This is a genomic window from Paenibacillus sp. J31R30 (assembly GCF_059692115.1).
Window position 1 is genome coordinate 157,293 of record NZ_JCAUAV010000006.1, and the last position, 19,534, is coordinate 176,826.

The 19,534-nt window shown below is 45.7% G+C and carries 20 protein-coding genes; 5 read left to right on the top strand and 15 right to left on the bottom strand.

Annotation, left to right across the window (positions count from 1 at the left end):
- Window positions 1–10: 10 nt before the first annotated feature.
- Window positions 11–295 carry a post-transcriptional regulator gene (locus tag AC58QO_RS21155; RefSeq protein ID WP_497268957.1) on the bottom strand — a complete coding sequence of 95 codons (285 nt, stop codon included), beginning with the start codon at window positions 293–295 and terminating at the stop codon, window positions 11–13.
- A gap of 159 nt (window positions 296–454) precedes the next feature.
- On the opposite strand from AC58QO_RS21155, the gene spoVB reads away from it, so the two are divergent.
- On the top strand, window positions 455–2,020 hold the full coding sequence (spoVB, locus tag AC58QO_RS21160) for a stage V sporulation protein B (protein ID WP_497268959.1): 1,566 nt from the start codon (window positions 455–457) through the stop codon (window positions 2,018–2,020).
- Window positions 2,021–2,028: 8 nt separating this feature from the next.
- Here the strand turns inward: spoVB and AC58QO_RS21165 are convergent, their stop codons facing one another.
- Both AC58QO_RS21165 and AC58QO_RS21170 read right to left on the bottom strand, forming a co-directional pair.
- Window positions 2,029–2,715 carry a DUF421 domain-containing protein gene (locus AC58QO_RS21165; protein ID WP_497268961.1) on the bottom strand — a complete coding sequence of 229 codons (687 nt, stop codon included), beginning with the start codon at window positions 2,713–2,715 and terminating at the stop codon, window positions 2,029–2,031.
- Between the two features lie 104 nt (window positions 2,716–2,819).
- Window positions 2,820–4,148, bottom strand: coding sequence for an ArsB/NhaD family transporter (locus AC58QO_RS21170; RefSeq protein ID WP_497268963.1), 1,329 nt, complete (start codon window positions 4,146–4,148; stop codon window positions 2,820–2,822).
- A gap of 111 nt (window positions 4,149–4,259) precedes the next feature.
- Here AC58QO_RS21170 and AC58QO_RS21175 point away from each other — a divergent pair, with 111 nt between their 5' ends.
- Together AC58QO_RS21175 and AC58QO_RS21180 are read left to right on the top strand one after the other, a co-directional pair.
- Entirely contained in the window at window positions 4,260–4,640 is a 381-nt protein-coding gene (locus AC58QO_RS21175) for a TIGR04086 family membrane protein (RefSeq protein WP_497269188.1), read from the top strand.
- 97 nt (window positions 4,641–4,737) lie between these two features.
- Window positions 4,738–5,577 carry a phosphatase PAP2 family protein gene (locus AC58QO_RS21180; RefSeq protein WP_497268965.1) on the top strand — a complete coding sequence of 280 codons (840 nt, stop codon included), beginning with the start codon at window positions 4,738–4,740 and terminating at the stop codon, window positions 5,575–5,577.
- A 66-nt stretch (window positions 5,578–5,643) separates the two neighbouring features.
- Here AC58QO_RS21180 and yajC read toward each other — a convergent pair whose 3' ends face one another.
- The 8 genes from yajC to AC58QO_RS21220 form a co-directional block, all read right to left on the bottom strand.
- Window positions 5,644–5,958, bottom strand: coding sequence for a preprotein translocase subunit YajC (gene yajC / locus AC58QO_RS21185; RefSeq protein ID WP_497268967.1), 315 nt, complete (start codon window positions 5,956–5,958; stop codon window positions 5,644–5,646).
- Window positions 5,959–5,973: 15 nt separating this feature from the next.
- Window positions 5,974–7,113, bottom strand: coding sequence for a tRNA guanosine(34) transglycosylase Tgt (gene tgt, locus AC58QO_RS21190; RefSeq protein ID WP_057311648.1), 1,140 nt, complete (start codon window positions 7,111–7,113; stop codon window positions 5,974–5,976).
- A gap of 48 nt (window positions 7,114–7,161) precedes the next feature.
- Complete coding sequence (gene queA, locus AC58QO_RS21195; protein WP_497268969.1) at window positions 7,162–8,241, bottom strand: tRNA preQ1(34) S-adenosylmethionine ribosyltransferase-isomerase QueA; 1,080 nt, start codon at window positions 8,239–8,241, stop codon at window positions 7,162–7,164.
- A 9-nt stretch (window positions 8,242–8,250) separates the two neighbouring features.
- The gene (locus AC58QO_RS21200; RefSeq protein WP_497268971.1) at window positions 8,251–10,458 is read right to left on the bottom strand and encodes a SpoIID/LytB domain-containing protein; all 2,208 of its coding nucleotides are present in this window, start codon (window positions 10,456–10,458) and stop codon (window positions 8,251–8,253) included.
- A 178-nt stretch (window positions 10,459–10,636) separates the two neighbouring features.
- Window positions 10,637–11,644, bottom strand: coding sequence for a Holliday junction branch migration DNA helicase RuvB (gene ruvB, locus AC58QO_RS21205; RefSeq protein WP_497268972.1), 1,008 nt, complete (start codon window positions 11,642–11,644; stop codon window positions 10,637–10,639).
- Between the two features lie 32 nt (window positions 11,645–11,676).
- A complete protein-coding gene (gene ruvA / locus AC58QO_RS21210; RefSeq protein WP_497268974.1) occupies window positions 11,677–12,306 on the bottom strand; it encodes a Holliday junction branch migration protein RuvA in 630 nt (209 codons plus the stop codon).
- Window positions 12,303–12,806, bottom strand: coding sequence for a crossover junction endodeoxyribonuclease RuvC (gene ruvC / locus AC58QO_RS21215; protein ID WP_497268976.1), 504 nt, complete (start codon window positions 12,804–12,806; stop codon window positions 12,303–12,305). The genes ruvA and ruvC overlap by 4 nt, the downstream gene beginning before the upstream one ends.
- A gap of 131 nt (window positions 12,807–12,937) precedes the next feature.
- On the bottom strand, window positions 12,938–13,600 hold the full coding sequence (locus AC58QO_RS21220; RefSeq protein WP_497268978.1) for a BofC C-terminal domain-containing protein: 663 nt from the start codon (window positions 13,598–13,600) through the stop codon (window positions 12,938–12,940).
- A 110-nt stretch (window positions 13,601–13,710) separates the two neighbouring features.
- On the opposite strand from AC58QO_RS21220, the gene AC58QO_RS21225 reads away from it, so the two are divergent.
- Together AC58QO_RS21225 and sigW are read left to right on the top strand one after the other, a co-directional pair.
- Complete coding sequence (locus AC58QO_RS21225) at window positions 13,711–13,875, top strand: hypothetical protein (protein WP_497268980.1); 165 nt, start codon at window positions 13,711–13,713, stop codon at window positions 13,873–13,875.
- 242 nt (window positions 13,876–14,117) lie between these two features.
- The gene (gene sigW / locus AC58QO_RS21230) at window positions 14,118–14,729 is read left to right on the top strand and encodes an RNA polymerase sigma factor SigW (RefSeq protein ID WP_497268982.1); all 612 of its coding nucleotides are present in this window, start codon (window positions 14,118–14,120) and stop codon (window positions 14,727–14,729) included.
- 68 nt (window positions 14,730–14,797) lie between these two features.
- Here the strand turns inward: sigW and AC58QO_RS21235 are convergent, their stop codons facing one another.
- From AC58QO_RS21235 to AC58QO_RS21250, 4 genes are all read right to left on the bottom strand, one after another.
- Window positions 14,798–16,063, bottom strand: a complete 1,266-nt coding sequence (locus AC58QO_RS21235; RefSeq protein ID WP_497268984.1) for a LysM peptidoglycan-binding domain-containing protein — start codon at window positions 16,061–16,063, stop codon at window positions 14,798–14,800.
- Between the two features lie 242 nt (window positions 16,064–16,305).
- The gene (gene pheA / locus AC58QO_RS21240; protein WP_497268986.1) at window positions 16,306–17,172 is read right to left on the bottom strand and encodes a prephenate dehydratase; all 867 of its coding nucleotides are present in this window, start codon (window positions 17,170–17,172) and stop codon (window positions 16,306–16,308) included.
- A complete protein-coding gene (thrB, locus tag AC58QO_RS21245) occupies window positions 17,169–18,146 on the bottom strand; it encodes a homoserine kinase (protein WP_497268988.1) in 978 nt (325 codons plus the stop codon). Before thrB ends, pheA begins: the two co-directional genes overlap by 4 nt.
- Window positions 18,147–18,222: 76 nt before the next feature.
- Complete coding sequence (locus AC58QO_RS21250) at window positions 18,223–19,509, bottom strand: homoserine dehydrogenase (protein ID WP_497268989.1); 1,287 nt, start codon at window positions 19,507–19,509, stop codon at window positions 18,223–18,225.
- Between the last annotated feature and the right edge of the window lie 25 nt (window positions 19,510–19,534).

The window sequence follows — 19,534 nt, forward strand, 5'->3', positions numbered from 1 at the left end:
AAGCCCATTCTTAGAATTGGGCTCCTCTATACATGCTAATCGTCATCCAGTTCATAAACGCTGTAGATTTGAGGGACAAAATGTCATTTACGATTTGATGGAGAGAGGGCATCCCTGTTTTGCGGTATTTATCACTTACACAATCCCAGATATCCTTGCCGGTAACATGCTCGTACCCAAGCAGAATAAATTCCTCAACCTTACTCAAACAAAGGTTTTCGATGATTTCATTCAATTCATGATCCGAAAGAACCGGATTCTCTTCTTCGCTTCCATTATCCTGCTCGTCATTCATGGGGGATCCTCCTAAGGCATGGTTTACCTGTATGTACGGTAATTCGAGAGACACCTCGCAATTTCCTGCCGAATGCGCCCTTGTCCATAAAATCTTAGCATGAGCTTGGCCAGCTCGCGCATAGTCATAGGTATGACATTATCGGAAGAGGGTATGGCAGTGACCAAGCAGTCGTTTATTAGAGGTACAATGATCCTGCTCGCCGCGGGTATTTTGAATCGCATACTTGGCTTCATACCCAGAATGACTTTACCGCGTGTGATCGGGGCCGAAGGCATTGGTATTTATCAAATGGGGTGGCCTTTCCTTTCTGTTATTTTAACCATCATTACAGGAGGCATTCCTGTCGCTATCGCCAAGCTGATTGCAGAAGCGGAAGCTGAGAAAAATGAGACCCGCATCCGCAGTATTTTACGCATATCTTTAGCGATTACCATATCCCTAAGCATCATTTTTACTGTTATCTGCATCGTAGGTGCCTCATGGATCACATCGCATTTGCTGACAGATTCACGTGTTTACTACACATTCCTATGTATGAGTCCCATGATTCCCATTATTGGTGTATCGGCCGTGTATCGCGGTTACTTTCAAGGCAGACAAAATATGATTCCTACCGCAACCTCGCAAATAATGGAGACATTGATACGTATCGTCATGGTCTTAGTCTGTTCTTATATGATGATACCTTACGGGATTGAATATGCAGCAGCCGGTGCGATGATTGGCGTCTTAGCAGGCGAAATTGGCGGACTTGCTGTCTTGGCTATTCATTTTAGATGGGATAAAAAAGCTTCACCAAAGACTCCTCTTGCCCATATCGGATCAAAGAAAACAACAGGACGACTTACGAATTTACGTAGAATCTTACGTATTTCCATCCCGATTACAGGAAGCAAGCTCATCGGCGCCGGCTCCTATTTACTAGAATCCATCTTAATTGCACAGAGCTTAGCGATCGCTGGTATTACGACTTCCCTTGCAACCGCGCAATATGGCGCATTACAAGGTATGATTATCCCCATCATCCTTTTGCCGAGTGCACTTACGATGTCATTATCCGTCTCTCTGGTCCCTTCGCTAAGTGAAGCAGCCGCTCGAAAAGACCTCAAAACGATTCATATGCGTTTACATCAATCCTTAAAGCTCGCATTAGTGACAGGTGCCCCTTTCTCCGTCCTGATGTTCGTTCTAGCTGAACCCATTTGTACGTATTTGTACAATCAGCCCGATGTCAGTGTCATGCTCAAAATGATGGCACCCATTGCGATTTTTATTTATTTTCAAGCTCCATTGCAATCTGCTTTGCAAGCACTAAACAAGCCAGGAGCTGCGCTTATCAACACCTTAATTGGTTCTACAGTTAAGTTGGCATTGATCTACTGGTTAGCCAGTAAGCCGGAAATGGGCATCAAAGGGGCCGTATTTGCGATTAATGTCAACATTGTCTTAGTGACCTTGCTGCATTGGAGCAGCGTAGTTCGACTACTTAAATTCCGGATGGAAGGCAGCAGCTTCGGGAAAATTGGTGCGGCTATGCTGCTTTCTGGCGTTATTTGCTACTTCATCATGTATACGCCTTGGATTTCAGCAACTTGGATTCGCTTTGTCTCCTCCTTATTTCTAGGTCTCATCTCTTATATCTTTTTCATCACGATATTCCGTCTCATCAGTCTTAAGGATATTGGGCGTCTCATGAATATGGGCAAAAAAATATTACGCTAAATCGCAACTTATCTCTTCCGATCGAGAAACATTCTGCCGCGATGATCAATCGAGCAATAGAATATTTCTTTAAAATCTCTGGCTCCTTTTTCTTGAAGCTGATTCTTCAACCAGAACCTGGTTTGACCGATTTTCTCTAAATTATCGTCTTGGACTTTACCATCCATAATCAAAGGCAGCGGTAAGCCTTCGTAACGAATGGTTTCTTTTATCTTCGGTACGCTAGCACCTGCCTCTTTCCCGTCCTTATCTTTCTCGATTACGCTTAATTTCCCCGAAGGCTCCAGTATGGCAAACTCCACATCGGCCACGTTCATCACTTTATTTTGTCTTAACTGCAGCATCAGATCATCTAGATTATAACGATGCTTCTTCATTTCCTCGCGATCGATCATTCCTTTATTGATAAGAACACTCGGTTTACCATCGAAAAGCACACGAATGGCGCGGCTTTTTAACGTGATATAGGCAATGACAACTTGAATAAGCACCAATGTCCCCATTGGTAAGAGGCCAGCCATCAGAGGCTTCTTCGCATCCTCAAGCACGAAAACTGCAATTTCCGCAATCATAATGGAAATGACAAGATCGAAAAGCGACAGCTTACCAATCTCACGTTTCCCCATGATGCGAAGCATGAGAAATACGACAAAATAGATCAGCACCGTGCGCAAAAAAATGGTCAGAATATCCATCGTAACCTCCCTGATCTAAGCTCTTGCTTGTTCTCGGAGTTCACTGGTATTCTGACCGCCTACGCACTTCATCATGCAGATATTACGTATTCAATTGTTGGCAATTACAACAAGAATAATTTGAAATACAACGTCGAAATCAACAGCAGAACGAAACAAATCGGGGCAGCAACCACGACATACTCACTTTGTTTTAGCTTTACCCCGTCGTAATACGTAAACGATGCAGCGTACAAGCTTGCGATTGAGCTGATTAGCGTTACTCCGCTTCCAATCCCGCTTCCGACGATCAATGCCCACCAAATTGGCTGCGTGGATACCTCAATGAGCTGCTCCATATGGTCTACGATGGGAATCATAGCAGCTAGGAACGGGATGTTATCCATCATCGCAGCACCAAAGCTATTCAGCCATAACAGCAAAATGGACAAGAACGGAATACTCCCTTGACTTAGCTCAAGTCCTCTGCTTGCAATGAACCCCGAAAACCCTGCATAAGTTAAGCCCCCAACCATAATGAATAGGCCTAAGAAAAAGAGCCATTGCGTTTCTTTCAAGTGATGCCAGACCGAGCCATAATCTTTGTTTTTAATCAGATCCAGAATATCTTTGTAATTCATCGCAAGCAGTGCAAGCGCCCCAGAAGCCGCAATGTAGGCTGGGCTCCAAGCTAGTACACCATGGAGGCAAAGCGTCACAATGGTCAAGCCCGTTATCAAGCTGCTTCCCAGAACATATCCTCGATTTGCAGCTAAATAGGAGCTTGGCTTCAAGCTGAGCAGTTCACGCATATAAGCTTCGGCAGCAACCAAACGCTTTCGATAGATCAACCACATAATGAGATAGACCACGGCTAAAAGCAAGATGATCAAAGGTAACAGCTTAATGAACATGTCCCCTGCCGAGATATGTCCTGACGCCCCTAGCATACGGCTAGGTATATTTCCCATGATCGTGGCAGCTCCGCCAATATGTACGGATAATAGCATGGAGATTAGAAATGGAGCCGGCAATAGCCTCATTTTTTTCGAAGCAACAATAATAAAAGGTACAATGACAACGACAGCCATTAAGCTGTCCAATAGGGCAGAAATAATCGCCGCTAGAAGTGAAAGACTAATAATAAGCGTTAACGCCCTCATACGGTATTTTCGAACGATTGAACTTACGATATAAGAAATAATGCCGGTTCGCTGAAAGAGACTGGATAGGATGAAAAGACTCACGAGATAGATGAGAATGGGCCAGTTCGCATAGCTGGTTAGTGCCTTTTGGAGTGGTACAATGCCTAAAATCAGCATCAATATGGCTCCACCAAGCGCGGTATACATGCGATCCCATTTTTCAATCAATATACAAACATGAGCCGCCGCGAAAATAAGCAACGCTGCTATTGCTTGCCACATAGCTGGACCCTGAGAAAATTCAGTCATAAATAATCACACTCCTTTGATCTATAGTTTGTACTAATTCTATGTGCTTGGCCATACAATGATGATAATGAAGCGTTCGAATATAGGAAAGGAATGATGCCTGTGAACCCTATGAAAACGGTCAGTCAGGTTCGAATAACATCGCCTTTATTTTCAGGACTCGTCTATTCATTCACTATGATGACCATTGGAACCATCGTGACCTCCTTGTTTTTGCTTTTAACAAGCACACAAGAAAGCTCCTTACACACGCTAACAACCATCATCCACGCGGTCTCCTTGTTTATTGGAGGATGGGTTTCAGGTAAAAGAGCCGGAAGCCGCGGCTGGTATCACGGGGGCATGGTCGGCGTTTTCTATTTCATTCTAATTTTCTTAGTCGGTTTTCTGGCATTTGATGCAGGGTTGAATCTTCAATCCCTCCAATTACTTGGCATTTTATTCGCATCTGGGGCGCTTGGCGGGATACTTGGTGTAAATACTCAGAAATAAGTCTTTTCCGTGAAGATTGCACTTCCCCCCCGTTGAATGTGGTATAATGTCATAGTTATTGCCGCACAAAACTTCCAATATATAGGGGGGATACAACATGAGCCCTTTTCAATCTATGACGCATGCGACAGTCTATATTGTACTAACCATTTTCGCATTTGTAATTATCGCGACGCGAAAGAGTCCATACACCATTGCGAGTAGCTTTGTTCAAGAAATATTTACTTCACGCAAATACCTTTTACATTTTTTAGCGCTGCTTATGATCCTCATGTTCAACAAAATGGAGATGGCGATCGAAAAAGGCATGCAGTACAAAGCTGATTTTACGAAGTCGATCTACGGTATCGAAGGTGACTTTGTAGCATCGATCCAAAACTTTTTCCACAATGATATTCTTACGGTGATCAGCAGTTATTTCTATGTTATTATTTTTCCATCCATCATGATTACCTCTATTGCACTCTACACGTACCAGAAGAATCATAAACTTTTCTATGCGGTTTGTTATGCGCTCATGTTCAATTATATGATTGCCATTCCGTTTTATCTCTTTTTCCCAGTTAATGAAGTATGGTTTTTCCACCCAAAAGTAGATCTTCTTATTTTAGATGTATTCCCAACGTTTGAGCAAGATTACAGACCGTTGTCGGGACTGGATAACTGCTTCCCAAGCTTACACACATCGATTTCCATTTCAATGGCGGTTATCGCTGTCAAAAGCCAAAATAAGTTTTGGAAAATTTTCGTTCCCAGCTCAGCAGCCTTTATCATTTTCACAATCTTCTATCTAGGGATTCACTGGTTATCGGATATGTGTGCAGGTGTTGTTCTAGGTGTTGTAGCTGCACGAATGGGTCTTCGCATTGCTGAAGGCCGACTCATCCTTGGTGAGCGCGCACTGCTCAAGCGTCGAGTAAAGAACAATGAATATTAAATTCCATATGTTTATGCAAACAAAAAGCGAGAGCCTATTATAGGACCTCGCTTTTTAAATTGTCCATTATTCTTTAGAAGCAGGTGTTTGTGAAACCGCATTAACCGCAGAGCGATCAAATGTCATTTTCGTTGCATCGTTGACACGAAGTACACAAATGTCATCAGTGATTTCTACAATCGTCCCGTGAAGCCCGCCAATTGTAACAACCTTATCCCCTTTTTTCAATCCTCCAAGCATTTGACTACGTGTTTTCTGTCTTTTTTGCTGTGGACGAATAAGTAAGAAGTACAAAACTACGAACATGAGCACTAAAGGGCCGTATGTATACAAATATCCTACTGCACCTGTGCTTGCAGCTTCGTCAGCCAATAGAAACATAGGTATCCTCCTCTCTTAGAATCCTCTTTCATTATCATTCAGCCCGTAAGCGGCAAAGAAGGTATCGCGGAAATCAAGTAATCGATCTTCCTTAATAGCTTCTCTCACTTCACGCATAAGCTGTAATAGAAAGTGAAGGTTATGAATCGTCGTCAAGCGAATACCAAACGTTTCATCCGCTTTGATAAGATGGCGAATATAAGCGCGGCTATAATTCGTGCACGTATAGCAGGAACATTTGGCATCTAGCGGGCCAAAGTCAGTTGCATATTTGGCGTTACGAATGACAAGACGACCTGAACTTGTCATGCAAGTCCCGTTTCTAGCAATCCGTGTAGGCAGCACGCAATCGAACATATCAATGCCGCGGATAGCGCCTTCAATTAATGCGTCCGGCGAACCAACACCCATCAGATAACGTGGTTTGTTCGCAGGCATAAGCGGTGTTGTGTAATCTAGCACTTCATACATCAAGTGCTTAGGCTCACCCACACTCAGTCCACCAATAGCATACCCCGGGAAATCCATGGAAGTCAACTGCTCCGCACTCAGCTTACGGAGATCCTCATGCATGCCGCCTTGAATGATGGCGAACAAGCCTTGATCTTGGGGTCTAGCATGACTTTGCAGGCAGCGCTCTGCCCACCGTGTCGTACGCTCTAACGATTTTTTCACATATTCATATTCGGCTGGAAATGGCGGACATTCGTCGAAAGCCATCATGATGTCCGAACCTAGCGCATTCTGAATCTCCATCGCCTTTTCCGGTGATAGAAATAACTTATCGCCATTCAAATGCGATTTGAATGTGACACCTTCCTCCGTAATTTTACGCATATTACTTAGGCTAAATACTTGAAATCCACCACTGTCCGTTAGAATCGGACGATCCCAATTCATGAACTTGTGCAAGCCGCCTGCTTCCTTCACAATCTCATGTCCAGGGCGAATGAATAAGTGGTATGTGTTGCTTAAAATAATTTGAGCGTCCATCGTTTTCAATTCTTCCGGACTCATCGTCTTCACGGTAGCCTGTGTTCCTACTGGCATAAACGCCGGCGTTTCGATAACGCCATGCGGGGTGTGAACGCGGCCTAAGCGAGCGCCGGATTGTTTACAGGTTTTGATCGGTTCATAAGTTACTGCTGCTGTCATCATATCCACTTCCTATTCTAAGCTTGCTCTTCTTGTTCGTGTATGGTCTTAATAAATTAGCATGGCATCGCCAAAACTGAAGAATCGGTACTGCTCTTTCACAGCTTCCTCGTAGGCTCGCATCACATTCGCCTTGCCAGCTAATGCGCTAATGAGCATAAGTAACGTTGATTTAGGTAGATGAAAGTTCGTTAATAAGACATCTACGACACCAAACGTGTAACCAGGGTAAATAAAAATGGACGTCCAACCCTGAGACGGTTGAATGAGTAATGGTTCGCCTTCAATGTAACCTGGCTGCTCACGGCTCAGTCCAGCGGCCGTCTCTAACGTACGCGCAGATGTCGTGCCGACAGCAATCACGCGTTTCCCTGCTGCTTTGGTCTCATTAATCAATGAAGCTGTTTCATCTGATAAAATGTAGTATTCTGCATGCATTTGGTGATCTTCGATCTTATCCACAGATACAGGACGGAAAGTACCTAGACCTACATGCAATGTTACAAAGGCAAGCCGAACACCTTTGGACTTAAGCCTCTCCAAGTAGTCCTCGGTAAAGTGTAATCCGGCCGTTGGCGCGGCAGATGACCCCTCATGCTTTGCATAGACGGTTTGATATCTTTCCCGCTCTGATAACTGCTCCTTGATATATGGCGGAAGCGGCATCTCGCCCAATCGATCCAGGATCTCATTGAAAATACCTGTATACCGGAACTGCAGCACACGTGCTCCCATGTCTCCCACATCTACGACTTCCGCAGTTAGAAGCGGCTCACTTTCCTCGTCAGCCGTCACGCCGAATACCGCAATAGCCCCGAGTTGCATGCGTTTCCCAGGCTTGACCAAAGCCTCCCAACGATCCTCGCCGAGTGGCTTGAGAAGTAATAATTCCACTTTCGCGCCCGTATCTTTCTTCATACCAAAAAGCCGTGCTGGAATGACCCGTGTGTCATTCATCACGAGTAAATCCCCGGCTTCTACGTAGGTAATCAAATCTTCAAATGTACGATGGGCTGTTTCGCCTGTTTCTTTATTCAGCGTAAGCAACCTAGACGCCGTGCGCTCTAGCAGCGGCGTCTGGGCAATCAATGATTCAGGTAATTCAAAATCGAAAGCTTGTACTTCCATGTTAGTTATTCATTCCTTCGTTATGTTGACCCCAGTATAGTACGTCTGAAGTATTTTTTTGTAATCGTAGCCCTTTTCGGCAAAGCCTTTTGCGCCCCATTGCGACATGCCTACACCATGACCAAACCCTTTTCCACGGAAAATGATTTGATTCCCTTGCAGCGTAGATGACCCCTTAGTCGGAAGCCCAGGCGTCCCAGTTCCTGCCAACGTCGGTTTACTTAACCCCGTGCTGCTTAACGTCATGATATCCGTTGTCTTCACCGCTGTTGGCTGCGATTGTTTGCCAGATAACACATATACGCTATCAGGAGTCAAACTGCTTGAAACGACCCCTGTACTACTCAGGATAGCTAAGCTTGGAACATTAGGGCTAGTACCAGTATAACTGCCTGCACCTTCTATTTCAAACAGCGTGCTCGGCAAACCGCCAAGTGCGGCGCGAATGGCGTCCGGATTATCCACCTTCACGACAACGCCGTTCGCTTTCAGCTCGATCGCTCGGCCCGATGGCCCTCTTTTGGAAACCTGCAGCGAGGTTAATTCCCCATTAATGGTCGTTTTCGTAAATGCTTCAAGCTTACTCTTGATTTCACTTAATGTATAAGGACCTCGTATCCAGGAATACGCATTCGATTCTCTCTCTTGACCGAGGATAACGACTTTTTCCTTAGCGGCCAATTTCGCAATCGCAGGATTCGCAACGTTATCTACATATGGCGAGATACGTACATTGACATCTGGTTCGGTAGCTTCATATATCGCCTTACCTGACTTGTCCTTTTGTCCACTATCCTTGACATACATACTATGTACAAAGCCTGTACGACCGTCCGTCAGTTGAATCTGATACCACATGGCTTTGCCTTGTTCAGCGCCTTCATCCGGGCTTGCTACGCTATGGAGGTACTCAACTGAGTTCCCCCAAGCCTCGGTAGAATCCGCTGTAATTCCCCCAGCATTCGATCCAAATACAGGTGAAATCAAGCCTTTCTTATCTGAAAGCACTTCATCCTTCGTGGCGTCAACCGCTTGGTTGCCTGCCGTAAATTCTCTTTCCAAGCCGTAGTACGCCTGGTCAAGCGTTGTATCCGTAACCTGTGCAATCTCATACTTATTTCCTTGATAAATGGCGTATGTCCGCGCTGCAACGGCCTGAGCCTTCAACGCTTCGGTTGGCCACTGCGAGTTAAGTTCTGCACTAATAACGCCATATAGATATTGCTCCATTGGAACTTCATTCACCAAGGCTAGACGGTCACGATACGTGCTGACCTCCATGTCTCCACGGAAGCTGCGGTCCATACGCTCTTTGACCGCTATGCCCATTTTTTTAGGATGAATCACCGTTTTCTGCTCACCAACAGCAGTCACATAATGAGACATAGCAATTGAGGGACTACTTGAGGTGGTTACATCCGACCTACGGATCAAGTAGGCTGCCTTCGTATTCGCTGCTTGCAGAGGCGTATTGGGTGCAGCTTTCAGTGCGGCTTGCTTCACTAACTCGAGCTTGGTATCCGTTGCCTCATTCCCTAACCAAACACTATAGCCCACTTTGCCTGTCCCATCCGCCTGTAAAACGAGATCAGCTGCAACACCAGCTTGTGTGTACACGGCGATTTGCTGCTGAGCTGCAGCCTCAGATGCATACGTGCCCGCACTCAAATGAAGGGGACCACTAATCACAGGCACAGCCGATTTCGTTAAGGAAGCAACCGCCCCATCCTTCAACGCTTGGGCCGCTGCATTTTCAGCTTCAGCCTTCGTAGGCAGATTCCCGTAATACACTTGGTATACCATCTTACCTAGCTTTTCACGACTTAACACATAGCTTTCCTCTGGCATTACAGCCAGTTTGCCGTTCAAAGTCCTAGCCGTCGTGTAGTCCGGCGTTTCTAACATCATCACACTATACTGATCCAATGACATCCGAATGGCTGCATCCGAAATGGAAGCATATGGCTTCGTTTCTGTATTCGCTGAACTGCGAACACCAATATCAAATCCTCCTGGTGATGAGAGTGAAACTAGCGGCTCTAGCTTTTTATATTTGGCAGCGTTAATGACAAGTGCAACACGAATCTGATCCAAATGCTTACTTCCCTCTGCATTGGCCTGAGGAGCGCCTAGGAAGGAAAATGTAGCGAAAGTTACTGCGGCTGTCGTCAAAATGGCGATTCGTCTAGGATTCAGTTGCTTGTGTCTTCCATACATGAAGGTATCGTTTCCTTTCTTTCTGTGCTCTTATAGTAATGTAGACTCTAGCAAATGGCAGAAGTTTTGTTAGACTTGCAGAAAAAATGACAAAAAAGACGAAAAAGCTCCTGCCCGCCTTACAGCAGAGGCAAAAGCTTCTCGTGTGATTCACTTTGATATGGCTGTTAACCATCCATTATCTTTGTTCTGGTACAGGTAAACCGAGGTGGTGATACGCCTGTGGCGTCACGGTCCGTCCTCTAGGTGTACGCTGCATAAATCCAATTTGGAGCAAATACGGCTCGTAGACATCTTCAATGGTTTGGCTTTCCTCACCGATGGTTGCTGCGATCGTCTCAAGCCCGACAGGGCCCCCTTGGAAGCTCTGAATAATCGCACGCAGCATCTTGTGATCGATCTCATCAAGCCCCAAGTCATCCACCTGCAGCAGGCGCAGCGATTCTTGAGCGAGCTCCATCGTGATGATGCCATCGCCTCTCACTTGCGCAAAGTCGCGTACCCGCTTCAGCAAGCGATTCGCGATACGCGGAGTTCCTCGAGAACGCATTCCGATCTCGCGGGCTGCATCACCCACGATGCCGACCTGCAGAATGTCGGCTGTCCGACTAACGATGTAGCTTAGCTCATCCACCGTGTAGAACTCCAGGCGACTTACGACGCCGAAACGGTCGCGTAGAGGCGCAGAGAGCAGCCCGACACGCGTCGTGGCGCCGATCAAGGTGAATGGCGGCAGATCAAGGCGCACAGAGCGCGCACTAGGCCCCTTGCCGATGATAATATCAAGGGCAAAGTCCTCCATCGCTGGGTACAGCACCTCTTCCACCGTACGGTGGAGACGGTGAATCTCATCGATGAAGAGCACATCCCCCTCCTGCAGATTCGTCAGGATGGCAGCAAGATCTCCAGGCCGCTCGATGGCAGGCCCGGAGGTAGTACGGATATTCACGCCAAGCTCGTTGGCGATAATGTTGGATAGTGTCGTTTTCCCAAGACCAGGCGGCCCATACAGAAGTACATGATCAAGAGCTTCTTTCCTCATCTTGGCTGCTTCAATATAGATCTTGAGGTTCTCCTTCGCCTGCTTCTGGCCGATATACTCAGCCAAATAACGAGGACGCAGACTATACTCGACCACATTGTCCTCCATCATAAAATTAGCCGATATGATCCGGTCATTGTCCATGGTGTCCCTCCTTCCTTTGCACGTTCAGTTGCTTACATGGTAAATAAGGCTTGCAAGGCAAGCTTCACAAGTACATCTACGGAATCCGATGGCCCAGCTTTAGGCTTCACTTGCAGCCACGCACGATCGACTTCTGCTTCCGTATAGCCAAGTGTCATTAAGGCTTCTTTCGCTTCGCTCCAAGGCAGACCGCCCTCTGTTAATTGTGCGGATCCGACAACACTTAATGCGACAGCAGCTTCCGGACTCGAGAAGCTCACAGAGCCCAGCTTGTCTTTCAAGTCTAGAATAATACGTTGGGCTGTCTTCTTCCCAATACCAGGAAGCTTCGTTAGAAATACCAAATTTTCTTGGCTGATCGCTAGAATCACAGCTTCCGGCCTTCCACCTGCTGCCAGAATACCCAGCGCTACCTTCGGACCGATGCCACTCACATCTAGTAATAAGCGAAATAGAGACTGCTCATCACGTGTGATAAAACCAAAAAGAAGATGTGCGTCTTCCCGCACATGATAGTGGATGAACATCGTGACATCCTCATCTTCCTTATGCGAAAGCGCATATGGATTCGGACAGAATACCCGATAGCCTACCCCATTCACATCGAGTACTGCATATTCACTTTCACGCAGGACTACTTTACCTCGTAAGAAATCTATCATCGTTTCCTGGCCTCATTTATCATAGATTGAAGTGATGATGAATGTGCATGACAAATAGCGATGGCAAGCGCATCAGCGACATCATCTGGTTTCGGCACTTGTGTCAGCTTCAACAAAATCTTAACCATCTCCTGCACTTGCTTCTTCTCTGCATTACCATATCCAACAACGGCTTGCTTCACTTGAAGCGGCGTATATTCAGCAATTGGCAACCCTGCCTGCACGCCCGCAAGGATCATCACACCTCGTGCTTGGCCTACGGTGAATGCCGTTGTTACATTTCGATTAAAAAACAATTTCTCAATGGACATCACATCTGGTTTATATTTCTCTATCAGTTGAACTGTAGCGTCATAGACATCCTTCAATCGGATACCAGGATCCGTATGTGCTTCCGTTTGAATCGAACCATATTGTACCGGAACTAGCTTACTGCCGATTTTATCAATAAAGCCAAAGCCTACGATCGCGATCCCTGGATCAATCCCTAGAATACGCAAATAATTCTCTCCCATCTTTAAAAAAGCGAACATATGTAGTCATTTTCCATTATAGCAGATAACAAAAAAAAGAGATAGACTCGGGATTTCCCGAAACTATCTCTGGGGCTGTATCTATGGTATTGTTTGAATTAAGGGCGAGACATTGCACCTTCTGTAACTTCAATGGCATAATCGCTGAAGGTAGATAATACGCTATTATACTCCTCTATATCGGAGACTCGGATTCCCTCGTGCAGCTGTGCAACCGTATCGTGTGGCAAACTGCTTTCTAACTGCTCTATATTGAGTTGAAAAAAGGTTCGAATAATGTGATTATTTGCCGGAGTACCGTTGAATAACGACAAATTGCTGCTTCCGTCGATGCCGAATACGGCTTTTTCTTTGCAATCTGGCGATAGATCTTCAATGTTTTCCGTAAAAACAACCTCGCCAGTCTCCTGGATGCTTAACCGCCAACTAGGATGCTGTTTCTGAAGCGAGAGTAATTCTTGTGATGTATGCGAACCTAACTGACTGCGTTCTTCACCACAAACATAGGACTTGAGCAAATAGCTTTCTCTGCGATCCGAAATCGTGTGCAACAGCTTGGCAGCTTCCTGAATTCGTGCATCATTATCCGGCGTTATGCCTGCGATGGTCGCTTGAATGGAACCTTTCGGGTTGTTGAGGTCATTATTGCCAAAAACTAGCCAGGTCACGATAACAACCAGAACGAACATCCCTAGGGTCAACCAACTGCGCTTCCAGCGTAGCCTTTTCTTTAAATGCTTCAAGAACCGATGTACATTCACGTTATCCCCTTCTTCTTGTTTTTTCGTATTGTTTCCATTTGCAAGAAGCACTATACATCATTTACCATAGAAGAGAATGAAACCAATCAAGACGGATGGTGAAATTAACCATGAACGGAAGAAAGCCAATTAAACGCACAACTCTCCTCATTATCGGCGTCATTTTGTTTTGGGGAAGTGTGGCATTGTGGAACGAAATTCAAAAGGTTGGGTCCGGTACAGCGACTTCGAATACGACTTCTGTCTCTCAGTCAAATCCGAGTCCTCATTCCTAGCAGAGAGACTTTGACTTCGTCAAAGATCCCTATAAAGTGTCACGAAACCTACATCATTTCGGTAACAAATGGTTATAAAATGACTCTTCCTCGCATTTGAATTTGACTGTAGCCACAGAAATGATATAGTCAAAGATAGATGAATTCTCTCATAGGCAGGAAAGAAAGACGATATATATGAAATAAGCAAATGAGACCATTACACATCTTTTCTAAACGACAACTCTAAGGAGGGAAACATCATGAATGTGGCAGAACTTCAATTAATTCAATTATCCAGACGGGGCGATCGCAACGCTTTCGTGGAGTTAGTCGAGCTCTATCGTAACAAAATACAAAAGCTAGCGTTTCGGATGCTGCATAACCGTCCTGATTCCGAGGATATCGTCCAAGAGACCTTTATCCGCGTTTATTTGAATTTAAACCACTTTGATGAAAGCCAGAATTTCTCAACTTGGATTTATCGAATCGGAAAAAATGTTGCCATCGATTTGCTTCGTAAAAAAAGACCCGTTCAATCCTTGGATGCGGAGCTAAATGATCTAGATGACGATTACAGCTACTATAGCAAGCTGGCTAGTCAAGATCAGTCCCCTGAACATGCGCTGCTTCAAACGGAAGTTCAAGAGCACATGCACGCTTCCATCAATAAATTAGGCGATAAATATAAAGGCATCATTACGCTTTACTATTTAGAGGAGCTTTCTCTACAAGAGATTAGTGAGCGTCTGAACCTGCCGATTACCACTGTGAAAACGCGCTTGCACCGAGGGCGTGAGCTCCTCCGTAAAAAGTGGGGAATGAATTTCGTTATTGGTTTAATGACATTTTTCACATTGGGTATGATCGCTTGATTCCTTCTATACACAAAAAGAAGCCCCTTCCCACGCTGTAACTCGTGGTCAGGGGCTTCTTGTTTTGCCTAGAAATTAATCCAAGGACTATTTGGTTTACTTGTTTCTCGTTTTTCCGTAGCTCGTTGTTGTTGCTGGAGGAATGCACTCAACGCTGATGTTCCGGAAAGCTTTACTTTACGTGTGGAACGACTTCCATTAGACTTCGCTTTATCTGCTTTTTGCTTATCCCGAATGTCGATTTCAATCTCTTCTAGCGTATCAGAGACCTTCTTAAGCTCATGTGTATGAACTTGCGGCATCAGCGAGGATTCATCATATGGCGCATGATGCCCGGCACCAGCATAAGGAATGCCATACGGATCATGCTGATAGGCATAGTGCTGAGCCATTGGATGATCGTAAGGCATCGGCGGTGGATAGAAAGCAGGCATGGCTGGCATATTTGGCATAGATTGCATGTCTTGCGGCATGTTGTCCCAAGGATTACCCATAGGTACATTCGAATAATGGGCTGGGTAATTCATCCATTGGTGCTCGCTCATAGAAGGTCCACCGCACCCACAACCTTCATCAACGACTGAAACTGGGGCTGTCATCGCTGGAAGCGGCTCACAAGGTTCTTCTTGATAAGCCGGATACGTCATGGCCTCGTGCTGCTGCTCTGGGTAAGCGAATACCTCTGTGGCTGTAATATGAAATTGTTGAAATGGATGTACCGCCTGCCCATAAGGTTCATGGAGTCCCAGACCATCCATGACTGGAGCTGGAATAACTGGCGAAGTCGCTTGTGGCACCGCAGGTTTTGTCTCTCCTGTAGATAATGGCGGCGCTTCGAATACAGGTACTTGTGGGCTCTGGATAATTGGCTGTTGATAAGCATCTGCCGGCGGCATTGGCTGTGTAATAGGCATAGGAGCAAATGGCTCCGTAGAGAGCTTCGATGTAGTGTGGTGTGTGTGGTGTGTGTGGTGTTGATTGCCATGCATATGACCATGCTGCATTTTGGGGACAAAGACAATATCCCCCGTCATAAGTACATTGGGATTCTTGAGGTGCGCATTCGCCTTAATCATCGCCTGCAATGGCACATCCCATGCTTTCCCAAGCTTCCACAAGCTGTCACCTTGCTGCACAACGTGCTTATACACAAAGTCAGATGCTGGTGGATCTACCGGTTTATGCGTAGATGGAATCTTCACTTTCATCCCAATATCAATCTGATTCGGGTCAGCTATTTGCGGATTGAGCGCAATAATCTGGTCTAGGGTGGTGTGGTATTTTTTTGCGAGCTCGTACAGGGTATCGCCTTTTTTGACAATATGGATTTTCAAAACCCTACCTCCTTTAAGTTTTCTTCAGAAAACTCACTTCGTAAGCATCAACTTAGCGTTCTTCGATAGAAAAACTAGTTTCGTAAGCAGCTTCTTCGCGTGTCCCTTCCTTTTGCCAGAAATTTGGCCGCGATCGCATTCGCTTATTCACAATAATGATATTACAGTTTATGCGCGTTCCTAGGCTTTTGCCCCTGTCGCACAAAAAAAATCCCTCGCGTCATAAACGCAAGGGATTTGCACTAAGAACCTTGATAAGAATAGCTTGGATAGCAGCCCAGAATTCGCACTTGACACCCAATCGCTTCAATTTCTTGAATGGCAGAAGGCAGCAGGACTGAGTCCATATTGCCAGCAATATCGATATAGAAATAATAATTGCCCAACTTCTTCTTCGTCGGCTTGGACTCAATCTTGGACAGGTTGATTCTCCGCCATGCAAAAGCCGAAAGCACCTGATGCAGGGCACCCGGATAATCCTCTGGCAGTGTAACAAGAATCGTCGTCTTCATGTCCTCTGATGACATCAGCTCAGGCGCCTCCTTGCCCACAAGCAAGAAGCGAGTCATATTATCCTTATGATCTTGAATCTCCCGCTGCAGCATAGGAACGCCATAATTCGTTGAGGCGATAGCCGTGCCAATCGCAGCGATGGTTGGGTCCTGAAGCGAAGCGACAATACGTACCCCTTCAGCTGTAGAACTCACTTGCTCAAACTCGGCCTCACGCAGATATTGCTTCATAAATTGGTTGCATTGCGCTGGCACAACTTGATGAGACAATACTTTACGAATGTGCTGATAGGGATTCAAGGCATCTATTTCCGCATTGGGATTCGGATATCCAATGAGATTCATATCAATCGGGAAGACCCATTCTGCTCGAATTGGAAGATCAACTTCGTGAACGAGCCAATCCACATGTAGATGCACAGAGCCCTCGAGCGTGTTCTCAATCGGAATAACACTCAAGTCCGTTTCACCCGATGCTGTTGCATTGAAAACTTCCGAAATCAACTTATACGACACATAGGTAAAATTCTCACCTAGAAAATGGCGCGTAGCTTCCTCAGAGAACGTGCTTGGCCCAAGAATGGCAACTCGTTTCATGCCAGCACCTCTCTTTCTACTAAGGCAAGCAGACCCTCATCCCCGCTACGAAGCTCTGTTGTCGTTACTCCAGCTTGGCTTGGCTTCAGCCATAGAAGCTTTGCTTCTATGCTCTCCTTCGCCAACGTGCCTTGAAGGAATGCCTCCAGCTCCGCTTTCTTCTCACTGCGCGCATCGACGAGCGCAAGCATCGTAGGTCCCGCTCCGCTCAAAGCAACGCCAAGCGCACCATGTTGCTCACATTCATCTAATAAAGTCTTCATGCCCGGAATAAGTGCTGCGCGGTAGGGCTGATGCAATCTATCCTTCATCGCATGTCGGATCATACCAAGGTTACCTGTGCTAAGCGCAGCAACGAGCAAAGAAGAGTGGCTGAGATTAAACACAGCATCCTTCATGGATACATGTTGTGGCATTACGCCTCGCGCCTTTTCTGTCGATAGCTGAAAGGCGGGTATTGCTACCAAAACCTCCAAATGAGGATCAGGCTCAATTCGGATCGATTCCGCCTTCACATCATCCCAGAACGCGACTATGATGCCGCCGAATAAGCTTGCACCCACGTTGTCAGGGTGTTTCTCTAGTCGCGAAGCGATTTGAAATAGCTCATAGGTTGAGAAGTGATTCCCAATTAGGGCGTTCGCTCCCGCGAGCGCACCTACAATGGCGGAAGCACTGCTTCCTAAGCCTCGTGTGAGCGGAATTTCACTATACATAGAAATTTCAAGCTCTGGATGTGAAACCCCGGCTTTATCAAAAACCATTTGAGCTACCTTATAAATTAAATTGGACTTATCCGTAGGAATTCCACTCATCTGATCGCCAATCAATTGAATGCGAGTCTGATCAGAGATCGCCATATCAATCCAAGCATATAAGTTCAAGGCCATCCCCAAAGAGTCAAAGCCGGGACCTAGATTTGCCGTACTTGCCGGTACTTTCACTCTTACCTTTCGTTCTGTCTTGTAGCTCATTTCGAAATTGCGCCTCTCTTCACTCAAAATAAACGTCTAACGCACTCTTCCTAGGACGAGTGCGTTAACCGTATTTCTAGCCTTCTACACGATATACGCTCTTAATGGCATGAATAACGTCCATCGATTGAAATTGATTCAATACTTTTTTCATGCTAGCTTGATTCGCATCGTGCGTAATAATGATAATTTCAGCCTTCGGATTCGATTTATTCGGATGTTGGAAGACGGATTCCAAGCTAACTTCATGCTCCGCAAAAATTTGAGTAATTTGGGCAAGCACACCCGCTTTATCTTCAACATGAAGTAAGATGAAGTTTTTGGACGCGATTTGTTCGTCTGATTTAAGCTTCTTCTCTTTGTAAGGAGCTTGTACAGTACGTCCATTGATACCTAATTTCAAATTACGAACGACTGCTACTAGGTCAGCTACAACGGATGTTGCAGTTGGCAGCTCGCCTGCTCCTGCGCCGTAAAACATAGTTTCACCAACTGCTTCACCAGTTACGTATACCGCATTGAATACGCCATTTACGGATGCTAGCGGATGTGTATTTTTGACCATCGTAGGTTGAACGCTGACGGAGATATGTCCATCATGATTCTCTGCGATGCCAAGCAGCTTCACTTCGTAACCCAATTTCTTACCGTATTGAATATCTTCCTTCGATACCTTGGAAATACCCTTCGCTTCTACATCACTTAAAGCTACATTGGCATGAAAACCAAGTGTCGATAAGATCGTCATTTTACGAGCAGCATCTAAACCTTCGACATCGGATGTCGGATCTGCTTCCGCATAGCCCAATTCCTGTGCTTCCTTCAGCACATCTGCATACGCCGCGCCTTCTTGACTCATTTTCGTCAAAATATAGTTCGTTGTTCCGTTCACAATCCCCATAATCTTCGTAATGCGATCAGAGGAGAAGCCTTCCACTAGCGCACGAATGATTGGAATTCCACCAGCAACACTCGCCTCATAAAACACATCACAATTGTTCTCAGCCGCTTTGGCTAGAATTTCCGCACCATGCATCGCCATAAGATCCTTATTGGCTGTAATGATGTGCTTGCCATTTCCAAGCGCTGTTAGAATGTGGGCCTTCGTTGCATCAACACCGCCCATAACTTCAACGACGATATCGATTTCACTATCGCCAATCACATCCCACACATTCTCCGTCAGCTTATCGGCATCCACAGAGATGTTACGATGCTTCGCTTTATCCTGCACAAGAATTTTGGCAATTTCGATGGCTGAACCTGTTTGACGCTGCAAATCCTCTTGATGTCCTTCAACAATACGGACGACACCTGTTCCAACTGTACCTAGTCCTAGTAAACCTACCTTGATGGGCTTCATTTCATTACCTCCTGAATTGTATGCT

What these genes read in the sequence shown, in the direction of transcription:
- ruvB (WP_497268972.1), bottom strand. Translation starts at nt 11,644, where the DNA reads ATGGACAATGACCGGATCATATCGGCTAATTTTATGATGGAGGACAAT.
- AC58QO_RS21165 (WP_497268961.1), bottom strand. Translation starts at nt 2,715, where the DNA reads ATGGATATTCTGACCATTTTTTTGCGCACGGTGCTGATCTATTTTGTC.
- queA (WP_497268969.1), bottom strand. Translation starts at nt 8,241, where the DNA reads ATGGAAGTACAAGCTTTCGATTTTGAATTACCTGAATCATTGATTGCC.
- AC58QO_RS21155 (WP_497268957.1), bottom strand. Translation starts at nt 295, where the DNA reads ATGAATGACGAGCAGGATAATGGAAGCGAAGAAGAGAATCCGGTTCTT.
- AC58QO_RS21225 (WP_497268980.1), top strand. Translation starts at nt 13,711, where the DNA reads ATGAACGGAAGAAAGCCAATTAAACGCACAACTCTCCTCATTATCGGC.
- pheA (WP_497268986.1), bottom strand. Translation starts at nt 17,172, where the DNA reads ATGAAACGAGTTGCCATTCTTGGGCCAAGCACGTTCTCTGAGGAAGCT.
- sigW (WP_497268982.1), top strand. Translation starts at nt 14,118, where the DNA reads ATGAATGTGGCAGAACTTCAATTAATTCAATTATCCAGACGGGGCGAT.
- ruvA (WP_497268974.1), bottom strand. Translation starts at nt 12,306, where the DNA reads ATGATAGATTTCTTACGAGGTAAAGTAGTCCTGCGTGAAAGTGAATAT.
- tgt (WP_057311648.1), bottom strand. Translation starts at nt 7,113, where the DNA reads ATGACAGCAGCAGTAACTTATGAACCGATCAAAACCTGTAAACAATCC.
- yajC (WP_497268967.1), bottom strand. Translation starts at nt 5,958, where the DNA reads ATGTTTCTATTGGCTGACGAAGCTGCAAGCACAGGTGCAGTAGGATAT.
- AC58QO_RS21175 (WP_497269188.1), top strand. Translation starts at nt 4,260, where the DNA reads ATGAAAACGGTCAGTCAGGTTCGAATAACATCGCCTTTATTTTCAGGA.
- thrB (WP_497268988.1), bottom strand. Translation starts at nt 18,146, where the DNA reads ATGAGCTACAAGACAGAACGAAAGGTAAGAGTGAAAGTACCGGCAAGT.
- AC58QO_RS21170 (WP_497268963.1), bottom strand. Translation starts at nt 4,148, where the DNA reads ATGACTGAATTTTCTCAGGGTCCAGCTATGTGGCAAGCAATAGCAGCG.
- AC58QO_RS21180 (WP_497268965.1), top strand. Translation starts at nt 4,738, where the DNA reads ATGAGCCCTTTTCAATCTATGACGCATGCGACAGTCTATATTGTACTA.
- AC58QO_RS21250 (WP_497268989.1), bottom strand. Translation starts at nt 19,509, where the DNA reads ATGAAGCCCATCAAGGTAGGTTTACTAGGACTAGGTACAGTTGGAACA.
- AC58QO_RS21200 (WP_497268971.1), bottom strand. Translation starts at nt 10,458, where the DNA reads ATGTATGGAAGACACAAGCAACTGAATCCTAGACGAATCGCCATTTTG.